Source organism: Corallococcus sp. AB018 (genome assembly GCF_003986945.1).
In the GTDB taxonomy this organism is placed as follows: domain Bacteria; phylum Myxococcota; class Myxococcia; order Myxococcales; family Myxococcaceae; genus Corallococcus; species Corallococcus exiguus.
Map to the genome: position 1 here is coordinate 1 of NZ_RAWR01000088.1, position 17,062 is coordinate 17,062.

At 69.2% G+C, this 17,062-nt stretch carries 15 protein-coding genes; 14 read left to right on the forward strand and 1 reads right to left on the reverse strand.

From position 1 onward, the window contains the following. From D7Y11_RS19775 to D7Y11_RS19840, 14 genes are all read left to right on the forward strand, one after another. Positions 1–895 (forward strand): ABC transporter permease (locus tag D7Y11_RS19775; RefSeq protein ID WP_148139216.1); only part of this gene is annotated, 895 nt, incomplete at its 5' end. A gap of 2 nt (positions 896–897) precedes the next feature. Beyond that, positions 898–2,022: an ABC transporter permease gene (locus tag D7Y11_RS19780; RefSeq protein ID WP_120576784.1), complete on the forward strand. Its 1,125-nt coding sequence runs from the start codon at positions 898–900 to the stop codon at positions 2,020–2,022. Between the two features lie 51 nt (positions 2,023–2,073). After that, the gene (locus tag D7Y11_RS19785; RefSeq protein WP_126934476.1) at positions 2,074–2,844 is read left to right on the forward strand and encodes a hypothetical protein; all 771 of its coding nucleotides are present in this window, start codon (positions 2,074–2,076) and stop codon (positions 2,842–2,844) included. Between the two features lie 121 nt (positions 2,845–2,965). Next, the gene (locus tag D7Y11_RS19790; RefSeq protein ID WP_126934477.1) at positions 2,966–4,471 is read left to right on the forward strand and encodes a hypothetical protein; all 1,506 of its coding nucleotides are present in this window, start codon (positions 2,966–2,968) and stop codon (positions 4,469–4,471) included. 211 nt (positions 4,472–4,682) lie between these two features. Beyond that, entirely contained in the window at positions 4,683–6,188 is a 1,506-nt protein-coding gene (locus D7Y11_RS19795) for a hypothetical protein (protein WP_120576781.1), read from the forward strand. 67 nt (positions 6,189–6,255) lie between these two features. Beyond that, complete coding sequence (locus D7Y11_RS19800; RefSeq protein ID WP_126934478.1) at positions 6,256–7,170, forward strand: class I SAM-dependent methyltransferase; 915 nt, start codon at positions 6,256–6,258, stop codon at positions 7,168–7,170. Next, positions 7,167–7,724, forward strand: a complete 558-nt coding sequence (locus D7Y11_RS19805) for a hypothetical protein (RefSeq protein ID WP_126934479.1) — start codon at positions 7,167–7,169, stop codon at positions 7,722–7,724. Before D7Y11_RS19800 ends, D7Y11_RS19805 begins: the two co-directional genes overlap by 4 nt. 102 nt (positions 7,725–7,826) lie before the next feature. Next, positions 7,827–8,048, forward strand: a complete 222-nt coding sequence (locus D7Y11_RS19810) for a hypothetical protein (protein ID WP_120566677.1) — start codon at positions 7,827–7,829, stop codon at positions 8,046–8,048. A 44-nt stretch (positions 8,049–8,092) separates the two neighbouring features. Then, positions 8,093–8,314 carry a hypothetical protein gene (locus D7Y11_RS19815; RefSeq protein ID WP_120576778.1) on the forward strand — a complete coding sequence of 74 codons (222 nt, stop codon included), beginning with the start codon at positions 8,093–8,095 and terminating at the stop codon, positions 8,312–8,314. Positions 8,315–8,368: 54 nt separating this feature from the next. Further along, the gene (locus D7Y11_RS19820) at positions 8,369–8,587 is read left to right on the forward strand and encodes a hypothetical protein (protein ID WP_014394285.1); all 219 of its coding nucleotides are present in this window, start codon (positions 8,369–8,371) and stop codon (positions 8,585–8,587) included. Between the two features lie 51 nt (positions 8,588–8,638). After that, positions 8,639–11,623, forward strand: coding sequence for a DUF1611 domain-containing protein (locus D7Y11_RS19825; RefSeq protein ID WP_126934480.1), 2,985 nt, complete (start codon positions 8,639–8,641; stop codon positions 11,621–11,623). A 17-nt stretch (positions 11,624–11,640) separates the two neighbouring features. Beyond that, positions 11,641–13,425, forward strand: coding sequence for a peptidase domain-containing ABC transporter (locus D7Y11_RS19830; protein ID WP_158624400.1), 1,785 nt, complete (start codon positions 11,641–11,643; stop codon positions 13,423–13,425). A gap of 26 nt (positions 13,426–13,451) precedes the next feature. Beyond that, the gene (locus tag D7Y11_RS19835; protein ID WP_126934481.1) at positions 13,452–13,742 is read left to right on the forward strand and encodes a hypothetical protein; all 291 of its coding nucleotides are present in this window, start codon (positions 13,452–13,454) and stop codon (positions 13,740–13,742) included. Next, on the forward strand, positions 13,739–14,437 hold the full coding sequence (locus D7Y11_RS19840) for a S8/S53 family peptidase (RefSeq protein WP_120576774.1): 699 nt from the start codon (positions 13,739–13,741) through the stop codon (positions 14,435–14,437). The genes D7Y11_RS19835 and D7Y11_RS19840 overlap by 4 nt, the downstream gene beginning before the upstream one ends. Positions 14,438–14,443: 6 nt before the next feature. Here the strand turns inward: D7Y11_RS19840 and D7Y11_RS19845 are convergent, their stop codons facing one another. Then, complete coding sequence (locus D7Y11_RS19845; RefSeq protein ID WP_158641965.1) at positions 14,444–17,059, reverse strand: carboxypeptidase regulatory-like domain-containing protein; 2,616 nt, start codon at positions 17,057–17,059, stop codon at positions 14,444–14,446. Between the last annotated feature and the right edge of the window lie 3 nt (positions 17,060–17,062).

The window sequence follows — 17,062 nt, forward strand, 5'->3', positions numbered from 1 at the left end:
GACCCCGCCCGCCCCGTCCGCGGACGCGGCGCTCCGTCGGCTCCAGTCAGACGATGTCTCGGTGGTGCTGGAGATTCCGCCCCGCTTTGGTCTGAACCTCCGCCGGGGCTCCGGCCCCGAGGTGCTGGCGCAGGTGGACGGCGCCATGACCTTCCGTGGCGACACCGTCGAGCAATACGTCCAGGGGGTCCACAACCGGATGCTCCGGGATCCCGCGAGCGGCTTCCACTCCGCCAGCGCGCAGGAATCCACGGCCAACATCGAAGAGCGCTACCTCTACAACCCCACCTTCAAGAGCATCTACTCCATCGTGCCGAGCGTCCCGGCGCTGCTGCTGCTGCTCATCCCGGCCATCCTCATGACGGTCAGCATCGTGCGTGAGAAGGAGCTGGGGTCCATCATCAACTTCTATGTCACGCCCACGGGGAGGCTGGAGTACCTGCTTGGAAAGCAGCTGCCCTACGTGGTCATCGGCATGGCCAACTTCTTCATCCTGACCGCGCTGGCGCTTGTGGTCTTCGGCGTCCCCATCAAGGGCAGCTTCCTGACGTTGGTGGTCTGCGCGCTGTTCTACGTCATGGCGACGACAGGCATTGGGATGGTGACGTCCACCTTCACCGGCAGCCAGGTCGCGGCCGTCTTCGTCACGGCCATCCTGACCATCGTGCCGACCATCCAGTTCTCCGGCCTGTTGCAGCCGGTCTCCACGCTCCAGGGTGGGGCCAAGGTCGTCGGCTCCATCTGGCCGGCCACCTATTACATGCACGCCAGCCTGGGCGCCTTCACCAAGGGACTGGGCGCGGGCCTCATCATGAGGGACGTCGCCTTCCTGGCCGTGTGCGTCCCCCTCCTTCTGGCCATCAGCGTCCTCGGCCTGAGAAAGCAGGAGAAGTAGCAGTGAACTCGCTGCTGAACATCCTGTGGCTCGGGCTCAAGGAAATCCGCAGCCTGCTCAGCGACGCGGTGCTGGTCGTGTTCGTCGTCTATGCGTTCACCCTGGCCATCTACGTCCAGGCCACGGGGACCTCCAGCGAGGTGAACAACGCGTCGATTGCCTTCGTCGACGAGGACGGGTCCGCGTTGTCCAAGGAACTGCTCAACGCGTTCTATCCGCCCCGCTTCAAGTCGCCGGAGGTCATCACCGAGGATGCCATCCAGCCGGACATGGACCGGGGCCGGTTCATGTTCGTCGTGGTGATTCCGCCGCGCTTCGAGCACGACCTGCGCGCGGGGCGCAATCCGGACGTCCAGCTGAACATCGACGCGACCGCCATGCAGCAGGCGGGCATCGGCTCCGGCTACATCAAGAACATCCTCAACGACCGCATCTCGTCCTTCCTCAAGCGCACGGAGCAGACGGGACCGAAGCCCGTCAACCTCATCGTCCGCAAGCTCTTCAACCCCAACGGGGTGTCGTCCTGGTTCAAGAGCGTAGTGGCCATCATCAATCAAATCACCCTGCTGACGGTCGTCCTCACGGGCGCGGCGGTCATCCGCGAGCGCGAGCACGGAACGCTGGAGCACCTGCTGGTGATGCCGCTGACTTCGTTCGAGATCGCCATGGCGAAGGTCTGGGCCAACGGCCTGGTGATTCTCGTCGCGACCGGGGCTTCGCTGTTCCTGGTCGTGCACCTGGCGCTGAAGGTGCCGTTCGCCGGCTCGGTGGTGCTGTGGTTCGTCGGCGTCGTGCTCTACCTGTTCTTCGCCACGGCGCTCGGAATCTTCCTGGGGACCATCTCCCGCTCGATGGCGCAGTTCGCGCTGCTCATCATCCTGGTGGTCCTGGTGCTGATGCTGCTTTCCGGCGGGAGCACGCCCGTGGAGAGCCAGCCGAAGTGGCTGCAATACGTCACGTACCTCCTGCCTGCCCGGCACTTCGTCAGCTTCTCGCAGGTCATCATCTACCGCGGCGGAGGGCTGTGGGCCGTCTGGCGCCAGTTCCTGATGGTGAGCGCGGTGGGCGTGGGCTTCTTCGTCTACAGCCTGGCGCTGTTCCGGAAGTCCATCGCGGTGAGCAAGTAGGGCCATCGGAGAGATGGAAGACGGGCCCGGGGAGGCCCTATCCTCCGGGCGATGAGACTGCTCCCCCGACTCCACCTCTTCGAGTTCCTCGACCAGTCGTGGCTGCCCGCGCCGCTGCGCCGTGGCGAGGTCGACTACCTGCACGTCGTGCTCGACAAGACGCGCCCCTACGACTCCGTGGCCCCCCAGCTGGCGGATCTGCTGCGCATGTCCGGCACGAACCGCATCATCGACCTGTGCTCGGGAACGGGAGGACCCTGGCGCACCCTGCTCCCAGCGCTGCGCCGGGTGCACAGTGAGGCGGAGGTGGTCCTCACCGACCTCCACCCCACCCCGGTGCCGGAGCTGCCCGAGGGCGCTCGGTACCAAGACACTCCGGTCGACGTCATGCACATCCCGGAGGAGCTCACCGGGTTGCGCACCCTGTTCGAGGGATTGCACCACTTCCGCCCGAAGCAGGCGAAAGCCCTCCTCGCGGACGCCGCCACGCGCGGCGTTCCCATCGCGGCCTTCGAGCTCACACAGCGCTCGCTGCTGTACGTCCTCTTCCAAATCCTGCTCATCATCCCCCTGGTATGGGGCTTCACCCTGCTCATCCGGCCCAGGCAGTGGTGGCGGCTGGTCCTCACCTACCTGGTGCCCATCATCCCCCTGCTCATCCTCTGGGATGGCGTGGTGTCGTCGCTGCGGACCTACACACCGGAAGACCTCGAGGAGCTGACGGAGGGGCTCGATAACGACGGGTACAAGTGGCACCACGGCGTTCACAAGGCGAACGGAATGAGCATCACCTACCTCATCGGACTGCCTCGGCCCCGGTAGGAATTGAACCCAAGAAAAACGATCAAAATACTCAAAACACTCCTACCTCCTTGGGGTGCCCCTTGGAAGGCAAAGCCTCGCAGCCCACCCTCCGTCCGCTGTGAACCGGGAAGGAGAGGCGATGCATGTAAGGAATTGGAGTGCCCTGCTGTGGTTGGGTCTGGCAGGGGTGGGCTGTGGTGGATTGCAGGGTGATGACGTGGCAGGGGAGCCCGGGGCCCCGCTGGCGGAGGCCGTCCCCGTGGCCACGGTGGAGGACGACTCCCGCGAGGTGACGGCCCAGGCGTGTCCCCCCGGGGTGGCGGCCCGGGTGGCGGCCATCACGCCCCCGGGGTTCGCGGGCTTCATGGGGGAGCTCACGAACGTCCAGGGGACGCTCTACTTCGTCACCTCCTCCTTCGACACCGGTTCGTTCCTGTGGCGCAGCGACGGCACGGAGATGGGAACCGTCCCGCTGAAGGCGTTTCCGGGCCCCCCCGGCGTCTATCAGCCCCAGAGCCTCGTCGCGGTGGGCAACACGCTCTTCTTCCAGACCCGCACCGACACCACCGGCATGGAGCTCTGGAGCAGTGACGGAACGGCGGGTGGGACCCGGCTGGTCAAGGACATCACTCCCGGCTCGGAAGGCTCCGGGATGACCAACGCCACGGAGCTCAATGGCCGCCTGGTGTTCTTCCGCTGGGTGCCGCTGCCGGGAGGTGGGGCCAGGCCGGAGCTGTGGCGATCCGACGGGACGGCGGCCGGCACGCTGCGGGTGAAGGACTTCGGCGGACTCACGAATCTGGGCTACTACACGTTGAAGGCCGGCAACGCGTTGCTCTTCATCTTCTCCGAGGACACGGGCACCACGCTGTGGCGCACCGACGGCACGCAGGCCGGGACCACCTCCGTCAAGCGGCTGGACTCGGGGCCCACCTACCTCACGGACGTGAGCCGCCCGGGTGAGCAGCCGTTGTTCATCCTGGAGGACGGCCCCAACTTCGAGGTGTGGAAGACGAATGGCACCGCCGCGGGAACCATTCGCCTGGACGCCTTCGGAAAGCGGGTGAACCTGCTCGGGACGCTGGGCGCGAATGTCTATCTGACGTCCGTGGAGAATTCAGACCCGGCCCGGCTGCGCATTGATCGGCTCTCGTTGAACGGCGGTGGCAAGACGAAGGTCATCACACTGCCCAACCCTTACGCGCCCGGCGAACTCGCGTATCCCGTACTCCAGACGGCGGTGATCTCCGGCATCGACATCTACTTCACCATGGCCATCGAAGCCGACCACCCTGGGCCATTGGAGGTGTCGCTGTGGGCGACGAATGGGACAGCCGCGGGGACCCGCAAGCTCTTCGACAGCCCTGGTCCGGACTACGAGGACCGCTTTCCTGTGTTCGCCACCGGCACGGGCCAGGTCCTGTTCGGCGGCACGCCGGAGCAGGGCAGTCCCGCCTTCCCCTACTTCACCCGGGGCTCCGTGGCGACGCAGGGCCGGCTGGCGGACATCCACTCTCCGGACTCGTTCACTCGCGTGGGCAATCGCATCTTCTTCACCGCCGTCAACGGCGCCGACGAGGGTCAGCTGTGGTCCGTGCCGGCCACCTTCAGCTGCCCGCCAGGGCTGACAGGCCCGAGGGAGTAGGCAGGGACGACGCCGGGGCGCTGAGCCGCCCCGGCGTTGAGGTACACTCCGGCAATCACTCGCTGGACGGCCCCGTACAGCGGCTTCGCCTCGACGGCGGTCCGCCAGCTCGCGACCCGGTCTCGCGACACTCCTACCTCCTTGGGATGCCTCTTGGAACGCAAAGCCTCGCAACCCACCCTCCGCGCGTCGTGGACCGGGAGGTGTGGACATGCATGCAAGGAATTGGGGCACCCTGCTGTGGTTGTGTCTGGCAGGGGTGGGCTGTGGGGGATTGCAGGGAGATGAGCTGTCGGGTGGGCCTGGGCCTTCGCCAGCGGAGGCCCTCCCCGTGGCCACGGTGGAGGACGACTCCCGCGAGGTGACCGCCCAGGCGTGCCCTCCTGGGGTGGCGGCCCGGGTGGCGGCCATCACGCCCCCGGGTTCCGCGGGCTTCATGGGGGAGCTCACGAACGTCCAGGGGACGCTCTACTTCGTCACCTCCTCCTTCGACACCGGTTCGTTCCTGTGGCGCAGCGACGGCACGGAGGCGGGAACCGTCCCGCTGAAGGCGTTTCCGGGGCCGCCGGGCGTCTATCAACCCCAGAACCTCGTCGCGGTGGGCAACACGCTCTTCTTCCAGACCCGCACCGACACCACCGGCATGGAGCTCTGGAGCAGTGACGGGACGGCGGGTGGGACCCAGCTGGTCAAGGACATCACGCCCGGATCGGAAGGCTCCGTGATGACCAACGCCACGGAGCTCAATGGCCGCCTGGTGTTCTTCCGCTGGGTGCCACTGCCGGGAGGAAGGGCCGGGCCGGAGCTGTGGCGGTCCGACGGAACGGCTGCCGGCACGCTGCGGGTGCGGAGCTTCACCAGCACCCCGGACCTGGGCAACGACACATTGAAGGTCGGCAACGCGTTGCTCTTCTTCATCTCCGAGGACACGGGCACCACGCTGTGGCGCACCGACGGCACGCGGGCCGGGACCACCTCCGTCAAGCGGCTGGACGCGGGGCCCACCTACCTCACGGACGTGAGCCGCCCGGGTGAGCCTCCGTTGTTCATCCTGGAGGACGGCCCCGACTTCGAGGTGTGGAAGACGAATGGCACCGCCGCGGGGACCGTTCGCCTGGAAGCCTTCGGCAGGCGGGTGAGCCTGCTCGGGACTCTGGGGGCGTATGTCTATCTGACGTCCGTGGACAACCCGGTGACGAAGCGGCTTCGCATCGACCGGCTCTCCCTGAGCGGCGGTGGCAAGACGGGGATCACCACCCTGCCCAACCCCTACGGTTCCGACGAGTACGCTTATCCCGCCGTGCGGACAGCCGTGGTCTCCGGCAGCGACATCTACTTCTTCATGAGCATTGGAAGCGACGCCCCCGTATCCAGGGACGTCTCGCTGTGGGCGACGAATGGAACGGCCGCGGGGACCCGCCAGCTCTTCGACAATCCCAATGTGGAGTACGGGTACCGCTACCCGCTGTTCGCCACCGGCAAGGGTCAGGTCCTGTTCGGCGGCGCGCCAGACCCCATCGGGCCCGTCTTCCCCTACTTCACCCGGGGCTCCGTGGCGACGCAGGGCCGGCTGGCGGACATCCACTTTCCGGGCTCGTTCACCCGCGTGGGCCATCGCATCTTCTTCACCGCCCTTGATGACGCCGAGGAGGGCCAGCTGTGGGCCGTGCCGGCCACCTTCAGCTGCCCGCCAGGGCTGACCGGCGCAGGGGAGTAGGCAGGGACGGCGCCGGGGCGCTGAGCCGCCCCGGCGTTGAGGTACACTCCGGCGCTCACGCGCTGGAATGCCATCCGACCTGCTCGAAATCTCCGACCTCATCGTCGACTACGACGTCGCGACGCTCCAGCCCAGGCCGGTGTCGCGCGAAGCCGTCGTGGCCCGGCTCATGGCGAACGGGCAGCGGTCCGCCGCGCGGTTCGTGCAGCGGCTTCCCTCGTCCAACGACACGCTCGACTTCGAGGCCTGCAGCCTGGCCCTCCTGCGCTCCCACATCGAGCTGCAGCGGCTGAGCGAGGAGTTCCTTCAGGCGGACCGCATCCGCTGCGTACTGCTGCCCCTGTTGCAGGCGCTGCGCGACTCCGGCGTGAAGCCTCCGCTGCGCATCGTCGATGTCGGCTGCGGGCTTGGCTACGCAGTCCGCTCGCTCGCGGCGCATGGGCGGCTGGGACGCGACGTCGAAATCATCGGCTGTGACATGAATGTGACGCTGATTGAGAACGCCCGGCGGCTCGCGGAAGAGGAATCCCTCTCATGCGAGCTCCGGGTCGCGAACGCGTTCCAGTTGGAGCAGCCCGGACACATCTTCATCTCCACGGGCGTCCTGCATCACTTTCGCGGGAACGACCTGAGCGCGTTCTTCGCCGGCCAGCGGCAGGGGCACGCCTTCGTGCACTACGACATCCAGCACTCGGTGCTCTCGCCCTGGGGCTCGTGGATGTTCCACCAGGCCCGCATGCGGGAGCCGCTCGCGCGCCACGATGGCGTGGTCTCCGCACGGCGCGCCCATCCCACGCAGACCCTGCTGTCGGCGGCCAGGGCTGCCACGGGGTTCACCTGCGCGTCCCTGGATGGGGCCCGCAACCTCCTCGGCGCCATGCTCCGGCCCATGACCGCCACGGTGGGAACGCGCGCGGACCTGTGGGAACCGCTCCAGCGCCACCTGGGCCCGCTGCGCGCACGGCTGGGACCCACTTCATGAACGCTGGCCTTCCGGTGCTGCTCGCGCTGCTCGCCGTCACCGATGCCTCGTTCTGCGGCTTCCGGGTGGCCGCGGGCCGCGATGCCCGCATCTTCAAGGCCGACTACTACCGGGCCGCCATCCGCCGGGGGATGGGGCGGGGACTCTTCACGACCGCGCTGGTGGGTGCTGGCATCGCCGGGGCCTGCCTGTTCTCACCGGGTCTGTTCCCCCAGCTGCTCGTCTGCGCGCAGGCGATCCTCTGGGTGCTCCTGCCGTACGCCACCCTGACGCTGATGGGCATGGGCGTCTGGGCCGCCGCGGAGGCCGACGTGCGGACGCTCGCGAGCGTGGTGGTCCTGGGGCCGTTCACGCTGATCCGCCCCTGGGTCATCGCCACGGCGGCCGTCGCCGGCGCGTGGAAGGCTCCGGGCTTCACCGCCGCGCTCGTCACGGTCGCGGCGTGCGGCGTCCAGCTCGCACTCGAACCCTGGCTGAACGCAGGCATGCGGCCCCGGCTTCCTGTCGGTGGGTCCGGTGAGACCGTGAAACACAAAGCCACACGTGCTTCCTGACACTTCCGGGGGCCCTACCCTGCCCTGCCTTGCCCGCTCCTCCGTCCCTTTCTAGGATTCAGGGCTCCGCTGATCTCCCCCTCATCCCCTGGAGTCCTCACCATGCGGTACACGCGCAAGAACATCTCCGAGCTGCTCGACACCGTGCAGGGCAACCCCGACGTGACGGGCTTCTGGACGTCCACGGTCGGCGGCTACACGTACAACATCACCCCGTCGGCGGGCGGCTACATCTACCAGGACATCTACAACCCGAATCACCGGATGTGCGAGGACGGTGGCCAGGTCGTCATCGAGGACCGGTCCCAGGTGGGCTGCTACTAGCGCCCCGCTTCGCCGTCTCCCCACGCCACTCCCGGAGCACTCCCATGCGTTACACGTGCAAGAACGTCAGTGACCTGTTGAACGAGGTGCAGGGCAGCCCGGATGTCCAGGGCTTCGGCACCTCCACCTTCGCCGGCTCCACCTGGAACCTGGTTCCCTCCTTTGGCGGCGGCGCTGTCTGGCAGAACTACTGGACCTACCAGTGGACCTGCGAGGACGGCGGCACCGTCACCGCCGAGGACCGCTCCACGTTCGGCTGCTACTAGCCCTCGGCCCGCGCCTTCCTTTCCGCCGTTCCACCCGTCACACGGAGGTCCCCGATGCGATTCACGCGCAAGGATGTCTCGGAGCTGCTGGAGCAGGTCAACGGAGGCCCGGACGTCCAGGGCTTCGCCACGTCGAACTTCTCCAGCACCACGTACACGCTCGTCGCCTCGGGACCGGGAACGGTCTGGCAGGACCTCTACAACTCGGCCCACCGGCTGTGTTCCGAGGACGGCGCGACGTCCCCCTCCGAGGACTGCGGCGGCGGCGCCTAGCCTCGCGGTCCGCTGTGCCTTCCCCGCTTCCCCCCGTCTCGCGGTCCCCTCATGAACACGCGCCTTACCCTGATCCTCAACACCCACATGCCGCAGGTGTTGGGCGAAGGGTCCCTCTTCGATGAGCCGGAGAACTGGCTCTTCGAAGCGCTGACGGAGACGTACATCCCGCTGTTCCGGATGTTGGAGCGCTGGGACGCCCAGCGCTTCGCCGGCACGCTGGTGATGTCCTTCACCCCGTGCCTCTTCGAGCAGCTCGTCGCCTGCGAGGAGCGCTACACCGGCTACCTCCAGCTGCTGAAGCGCATCGCCACGCGCGAGCTGGAGCGCACGTCGCGGTTGGAGCTCTACAACCGCTACGAGAAGTTCCCCCAATCCCTGTCGGACGAATCGCTCGCACGGGTCCACCGCACCGCGGGCATGTACCTGCGCCGCGTGGAGGACAGCCTCGCGTTCCTGCGCCAGCACAGCCTGCGGGACGTGTTCGCCTCGCTGGGGCGCTCACGGGCGTCCAACGTGCAGCTGTGGACCTCCACGCCGCAGCACAACTTCCTGCCCTTCTTCCAGCCCGCCGTCGCGGACCGGCTGGTGGCGCGAGGCGTGGAGTCCTTCCAGGACCTCTTCGGCCGCGAGCCGGACGGCCTCTGGCTGCCCGAGTGCGCCTTCCAGCCGGGCCTGGAGCGCGTGCTCACGCGCCATGGCATCCGCCGCACCGCGCTCAGCCTGACGGGCATTGGCGCGTCCCAGGCCCAGGACCCCAGCGGCGTGTTCCGCCACGAGGACCTGGAGGTGATGGTCCACGACTACCGCATCGGGCTGTACCTGTGGAAGTCGCCCGAGTCCACGTTCCCCGCGCACCCGGTGTACCGCGAGTTCTTCCGGGACGTCGGCTTCGACGTGCGGCCTGAATACTTCGAGGAGCTGGGCGTGCCCGTGCCCGCGAACAAGCGGGGGCACGTGTGGACGGGCCTCAAGTACCAGGCGGTGACGGGCCAGAAGGTCGACCTGGGCCAGAAGGCCCTCTACGACGTGGACGCGGCCCGCACCCAGGTGAAGCAGCACGTGCGCGAGTTCTGGGAGCTGTTGGACTCGCGCCGCTCGCTCGTCCAGGACGGGCAGACGTTCGTGCTCGCGTTCGACACGGAGCTGTTCGGCCACTGGTGGCACGAAGGCATCGAGTGGCTGGAGGGCGTCATGCAGCCCGCCGCGCCCGTCGAAATCCAGGCCGCCACGCCGCCGCCCGCGCCGCCGTCGCTGCCCCGGCTCTACTATTCGACGTGGGGGCGCGACTTCTACAGCGAGCACTGGCTGACGCCGGGCAACGCGTGGATGTACGCGCTCATCAAGCTGGTGGAGGCGCAGCTGCCGGAGCCGGTGGACGCGGAGACGCGCGAGACGTGGCGCCGCTTCGAGGTCTTCAGCGGCAGCGACCTGCTCTTCATGATTCCGGATCCGACGCAGCGGGACCGGGCGAGGGCGCTGTTCCTCGCGCGCTACGCGGATGTCGTGTCGCGGCTGAAGGACTTCTCCTCCGAGCTGCTCACGTCCTTCCCGGTGGACCCCTTCAAGTGCGTGCTCATCCAGGTGAGCAAGGCCGACGAGAAGGAGCAGCCGCCATTCCTGCTGCGCCGGCTGTCTCTGGAGGGCGTGAACACCGGAGCGCGCCGGGAGCTGACGCTGGACGCGGAGGTGCTGGAGGTCGCGGGCCTGCGCGTCGCGTTCCAGTACTTCCTGTTGCACCCGCAGGGCCGCTACGCGCTGCGCGTGGAGGGCTCCGAGCGCGAGCACGTCTTCCAGATGCCGGACTACGGCGTGCCGCTGCTCATCGCGCCGGACACCCGCACCTATCCCAAGTACGACCCGGAGGTGCTGTACCAGAAGCTGGGTGAAATCTGGGAGGGCGACCAGCGGCTGCCCCTCAAGATGAACCCCACGCTGCGCAGCCGCCACATGTACACGCGCGCGCAGGTGATGGAGGTGCTCGCGGGCAAGCGGACCGCCGTCTTCAAGTACAACAAAGAGGGCTACGCGCTGCTGCGCTTCCGCGACCGGAGCCCGGCCCCGGCGTGCGTCGTCTTCGACGACACGGTGACGCTCAGCGACGCGGGCACGTACATCCAGGCGGGTGAGCTGTCCGTGCCCGTGGTGAACGACCCGGCGGCCATCGCGAGTCATGACTTCGACGCGGTCGTGTTCACCTGCTCGCTCAACTTCGAGACGGAGGTCCCGCACGTCCGGGCGCTGCTGGAGGTGGCCACGCGCAGGCGGCTGCCGGTGGTGTCGCTGTACGACGACATCCTCTATTACGACCTCTTCGACGGGCTGGAGCCGGACCCCCACCTCTTCTTCCGCGTGGCGGTGCCGGAGCAGGACGCGCTCGCGAAGCCGGGCCCGGAGGACTACGCGCCGCGCAACCTGCTGGGCGTGTTCGGCACGGACACGGTGCAGGGCAAGTTCACCACGCAGGTCTACCTGCGCGAGGCGCTGGCGAAGCACGTGCGCGTGCGCCACCACGCCACCGAGCCCACGGGCATCCTGCTGGGCTCCGACACGGGCTACTCGCGCGTGCTGCGTGTGGAGCCCCCGCAGCGGCTGGCGTTCGAGCGGCGGATCATGCAGGAGCTGGCGAACGACTGCGACCTGGTCATCACCGGCGGGCAGAACGGCCTGCTCTACGTGCCGCAAGGCATGGACAAACGGGCCAACGCCTCCACGCTCATCTACGAGACGTTCCTGCCGCGCCTGGTGGTGCTGACCGTGGCGGTGGATACGAAGCCGGAAGACGTCATCGCGACGCGCGAATATCTGGAGTCGCTGGCCCGCGAGCACAACGTGCCCTGCACGGTGGTGGGCCTTGCGATGATGGGCGGGCGCAAGCTTCTGGGCAGCCGCTGGACGGAGACGTGGTTCCTGGGCGTCCGGGACGAGGTGCTGGAGGAGGCGCGGCGGAAGATGGAGCAGCACACCGGCCTGCGCGTCCACGCCATTCCGGAGGAAGTGGACGCGCTGGCGCGGAGCGTGCTCACGCACCTGTGATGGAAGCGGGCGGCGCGATGCAGGAAGAAGGGGCTCCCGGGCTGCGGCAGTCGGCGCGCTATCTCGCCGCGCTGCTGCGGCTCCTGCGTCCCGCGTGGGGCTCGCTCTTGAGGAGCGCGCTCCTGGGCCCGGTCATCACCGGGCTCTTGCTCATTCCGCCCTTCCTCACGCGGCTGTTGTTCGACCACGTGTCGTCCCCTCGGGACCTGGGGCTTCTGCACGTGCTGGTGCTGAGCATCCTCGCCGCGTCGGTGGCGGCGGCGCTCGTGGAGTCACTGTTCGGCTACTACTCCGCGTACCTCACGGTGAAGCTGGAGAGCTCCGCCACGCTCTATCTCTTCAACCACCTGCAGCACCTGCCGGACCGCTTCTTCTCCCGGCGTCAGGTGGGTGAGCTCACCAGCCGCTTCGACGACGCGAAGGCGGGCATGGCCCTGGTGCTGGGGTTGATCCGGCTCGTCTTCTCGCAGCTCACCTTCCTGGTCGTCATCCCCTTCACCCTGGCGTCGCTGCACTGGGAGCTGGCGCTGGCCGCCGTGGCCACGCTGCCCTTCGTGGTGGCGGTGCCGCTCGTCATCGGCCGCGCCATGGGGATGGCCTGGCAGGAGGTGATGGGCGTGCACGGCGCCCTCCAGGCGCTCCAGGTGGAGACGCTGCGGCAGAGCCGCACGACGAAGGTGCTGGCGCTGGAGCCGTTCATCTACCAGCGCGCGGCGGGGCTGATGCGGTCCGTGCTGCGGGCGCACCTGCGGGCCCACGGAGTGGAGGGGCTGATGCGGCTGTTCGAGCGCACGGTGGAGGCCGCGCAGACGGCGCTGTTCACCTGGCTGGGCTGGCGGCTCATCATCCAGGGGAAGCTGACGCTGGGCGGCTTCGTGGCCTTCGTGGCCTATGCCGCGTACCTGCGCGGGCCGGTCATCGAGGCCATCGGCTTCGTCACCGGCCTGCAGCAGCGAGGGGTCCACCTGCGCCGCTTCTTCGAGTACCTGCACGAGGCGCCGGAGCAGGACCCGGCCCGCTCGCTGACGCCGCCGGCTCCGCTGACCCAGCGGCTCTCTGGCGGGGTGGAGCTGGAGGACGTGTCCTTCGGCTACCTGCCCGGACAGGACGTCCTGCGCGAGGTGAGCGCGCGCATCCGGCCCGGCGCGGTGGTGACCATCGTCGGCTCCAGCGGCTCCGGAAAGACGACGCTCGCGAGGATGCTGACGCGGCTGGAGGAGCCGGGCCGGGGGCGCGTGCTGTTCGACGGGAAGGACGCGCGGACGCTGGAGCTGTCCGACCTGCGCCGGCAGCTCGCGGTGGTGTGGCAGGACGTGGAGCTGTACCACGGCACCGTGCGCGACAACCTCACCCTGGGGCTCCCCGCCGTGAGCGAGGAGGACCTGCGGCAGGCCGTGCGGTTGTGCGCGCTGGAGTCCGTCCTCGCCGCGCTGCCGCAGGGCTTCGACACGCCGGTGGCAGAGGCGGGCGCGAGCCTCTCCGGCGGACAGCGGCAGCGGCTGGCGCTGGCCCGGGCGGTCTTGCGCGACGCGCCCGTGCTGTTGTTGGACGAAGCCACCTCGCAGCTCGACGTGGAGACGGAGTCCGCCATCGTGCGGGCGCTGCTCGCGCGGGCCCGGGAGCGCGGACAGACGGTGGTGTTCATCACGCACCGGCTGGCCAACGCGCCCCTGGCCGACGAGGTGTGGATGCTCGCGGGAGGCCGGCTGGTGGGACAGGGGCCGCACACGGAGCTGCTCGCGCGCTGCGCGCCGTATCAGCGGCTGTTCCGTGCGGGCATGGGCGAGGCGGACGCCGCCTGACGCGGCGGAAAGGAAGGGTCCCGGTCATGGCGAACGAACTCCCACGCCCCACCGCGCAGCCGCTGCCCTCGCGGCTGCCGCTCCTGGAGGACCCGGACCACGCCGGCCTCTTCGTCGTGCGGCGCATTGGCACGCTCACGTTGCTGCTCATTTTGGTGCTCGGCGCGGGGATGGTGCTCGCGGGTTCGCTCGTGCACCTGACCGTGTCCGTTCCGGACGCCGTCCCGCCCCGCACGGAGTCCGTGTCGCTGGGCACCTATGTGTTCCGGCAGATGAAGCTCTGGAGCCCTTCGCGGCAGGGAGGCACCTCGCCGTGAAGAAGGTGGGCATCATCGACAGCGGCGTGGAGGTGGCCTTCCTGCGCGAGCACGCGATGCACCTCGCGGGAGCGGCCACCTTCTCGCTCGACCTGGACGCGCAGGTGCTGGAGGCGCGCGCCTACGAACGGGAGGAGCTGGAGGCGTGGCGGGACGGCACGGGCACGCTGGACCTGGAGGACACGCATGGGCACGGCACGGCCGTCCTGAGCATCCTCTACGACCAGGTCCGTCCCTGGCCGGACGTGGAGGTCTACGTCGCTCGCGTCCTCGACCAGAACATCCGCGGACACTCGCTGTGCCTCGTGGAGGCGATGGGGTGGATGCTCGATGAGGTGGGCGTGGACGTGCTCAACCTGAGCCTGGGCACGACCCACCGCGCGCTGGAGGCGTCCATGCGGGAGGTCACGAACCGCGCGGCGGCACGGGGCGCCATCATCGCCTCCTCCGCAGGCGGCATGCCTACCCTGCCGGCGCAGCTGGAGTCCGTGGTGTCCGTGGGCGACCCCGCCCTCATGGAGCGCGTGGGCGCGGACGTGAAGGTGGACCACGTCGTGAAGGAGCGGGAGGTGAAGCTCTACATGGGCGGCCACTGGATGCAGGTGCCCATGACGACCAGCTTCGCCTGCGCGGTGGCGGTGGCCGAGGTGCTGCGCGAGGGACCGCCTCCGGGCTGGCGGCGCAAGCCCGGCTGAAGCACCTCACGGCGCGGATGCATCCTGGGTGGGCGGCGTCACCTCCATGGCCACGTCGCCCAGGTCCAGCACGTCACCGTCCTTCATCTTCAACGGCCGGCGCAGACGCCCCTGCGAAGGGCCGCCCAGGATGAGGAGGACGCGTTCGCCCGCGCGCACCCCGCCGAGGGAGAAGCGGCCCTCCGCGTTGGAGATGTGCTCCATCAAGGGCTCCTCCCCCTCGATGAAGACGAACGCGCCAGAGACGGGCGTCTTCGTGGCCGCGTCCACCACCCGGCCCCGAACGGTGCCGGAGGCCTCCAGGGGAATGTCCACTTCGAGCACCGCGCCCGTGGAGGGCGAAGCCGTGGTCTCGCCGATGGAGCCATCCACCGTGCGCGCCGTCAGCTTCACGGGGTCGGGCGGGACGTCGCGTAACTCGAAGCGGTCGCCGGAGAACTCGAAGGGGCCTTCGCCGTTGGGCAAGTAGCCCTTCTGGAGCCGGAGCGAGAGGGTGAAGCCGCGAACAGGCTCTCCCTTGCGCACCACGCGGCCGCGAAGGAAGGCCGAAGGCCTCAGCCGCACCACCACCTCCTTTTCGAGGGTGATGGGCACGGGCTCGCTCGATCGTCCTCCATTGCGCGCGACCAACAGCGCGCGGTCCGGGTGGGTGAACCCCGGTCGGAAGGAAACGGTGAAGCGCCCCTCCACATCCGTGGGTGTCATCGACAGGGGGACGCCCTTTCCTTCCGCGGCCGTGAGGGTGATGACGGCGTGGGGCGACGGCGAGCCATCCGGCTCCAGGACGACACCCCGGTACGCGCGCTCCTCGGGCGGCTCCTCCCAGATGAACTCGACCTGGGCCGTCCGTCCCACCTCCACGCGCACCTGCTCCTGCTTGCCCTGAACGAAACGACCGCGCGCCGCGAGCGTGGCCGTGTAGGCGCCGGCGGGAAGGGTCATCCGGAAGACCCCGTCCGCGCCCACGGCGGCACTGCCGAGGGTCATCCCCGTGGCCCCCGGCTGCCTGTCCGCCATGGCCGTCACCTCCAGCTGACCCTCCGAGAGGTCTCCACGGGCCGCGCGCACCCTGCCCTCGAGGGTCCCCGTGCCATCCAGGGTGAAGTCCGCCCGGGCCGTGCGGTTCTCCTCCACGGAGACGGTCTGGCGGATGCCCGCCGTCGTCCCATCCTGGCTCGCGGAGAGGGACAGGATGCCCGTGGCGATTCCCTCGAGCCGATAGTGGCCGTCCGCGTTCGTGCGGGCCTCGATGGAGCTCAACTCCATTCCCCGGCTCCAGCCGTTGACGCCGGAGATCCGGGCCGCGGCCACCGGCGCTCCGTTCCGGTCTCGCACCTGGCCCTCCACCGCGCCGGTGCCCGAGAGCTGAAGTTCCACGGGAAAGCGTTCGCCCTGCCTGACCGTCAGGCCCCGGCGCATGGCGGGTGAGTAGCCCGAGGCCGTGACCTTCGCGTCGTAGCCGCCGGGGGCAAGCCCCCGCACGAGGAAGTGCCCCTCCGCGTCCGACACGGCGACGCCGGGGTCCGCGTCCCCGCCGGAGCGGCTGACGTCGACGCGCGCTCCCTCCACCGGCTTGCGCGAAAGCGCCTCGACGACGCGGCCCTCCAGCACCGCGCCCGGTCCCAGCTGGATGCGCACGTCGCGCACGGTGCTGCCCGCTGCGCAGAGCACTGGCAGGTCAAGCGCGCCGGACTCCTCGCCGCGCCGCGCGGACAGGAGATGGGAGCCGGGCTCCACTTCCACGGAGAAGCCGCCCTGCGCGCCCGTCGTCACCACCTGCGAGGCGCTGCCGCCGACCCGCACCTCGGCGTCCGTGGCCGGCAGGCCCTTCGAGTCCACGACGAAGCCCTCGATGACGCTCGCCAGCCGGAGCGCCAGCGTCAGCGGGCCTTCCGTGGGGATGAGCAGACGGCCCAGCACCAGGCGCGCGTAGCCGGGGGCGCGGGCCTCCAGCTTGTAGGTGCCCGGGGTGAGTCCGTCGATGCGGAAGTTCCCCCGCTCGTCGCTCGTGGCATAGACGCGCTCGTCGTCGGGAGCATCCGGGCGCTGCCAGGTCTCCAGGTCATGGGCGTGCGCCGTGAGGACGATCTCCACGAGCGGTAACGGTTCATTCGTTCCGCGCACCACCGTGCGGCCCGCGAGTGATTGCGCGGGCTCCAGGGAGATCCGCAGCGCCGTGCGCGACTCGCCGAGCGGGCGGGACACGTCATGCAGCAGAGGGGTCCGGCCCGGAGCGCGCACCGCCACGAGATAGCGCCCGGGCCCGGAGGCAAGCCGGACGTGGCCTTGCGGATCCGTGACCCCAGAGCCCATCAGCGTCCAGGTGGACGCCCGCGCCCCCCTTGCGTAGAGCCGCACGGTGGTTCCGAGTGAAGGCTTTCCATCGGACAGCACCTCCACGTCCAGGACGCCATCCGCTTCGCTCGGGGACCGCGCCGCCGGGAGCCCCTCCACGGGGGCGGAGCGCTCCGGCGTGGGCACAGGGTTCGCGGGGCGCTTCCGCGTCAGTGTGGCTTCCGCGTTGCCCTCCGGGGCGTCCGGTCCTCCTGAACGCAGCGCCCAGAACAGCACGAGGCCGCACGCGACCAGGACCGCCACTCCACCGATGAGCCACCTGCGCATGCC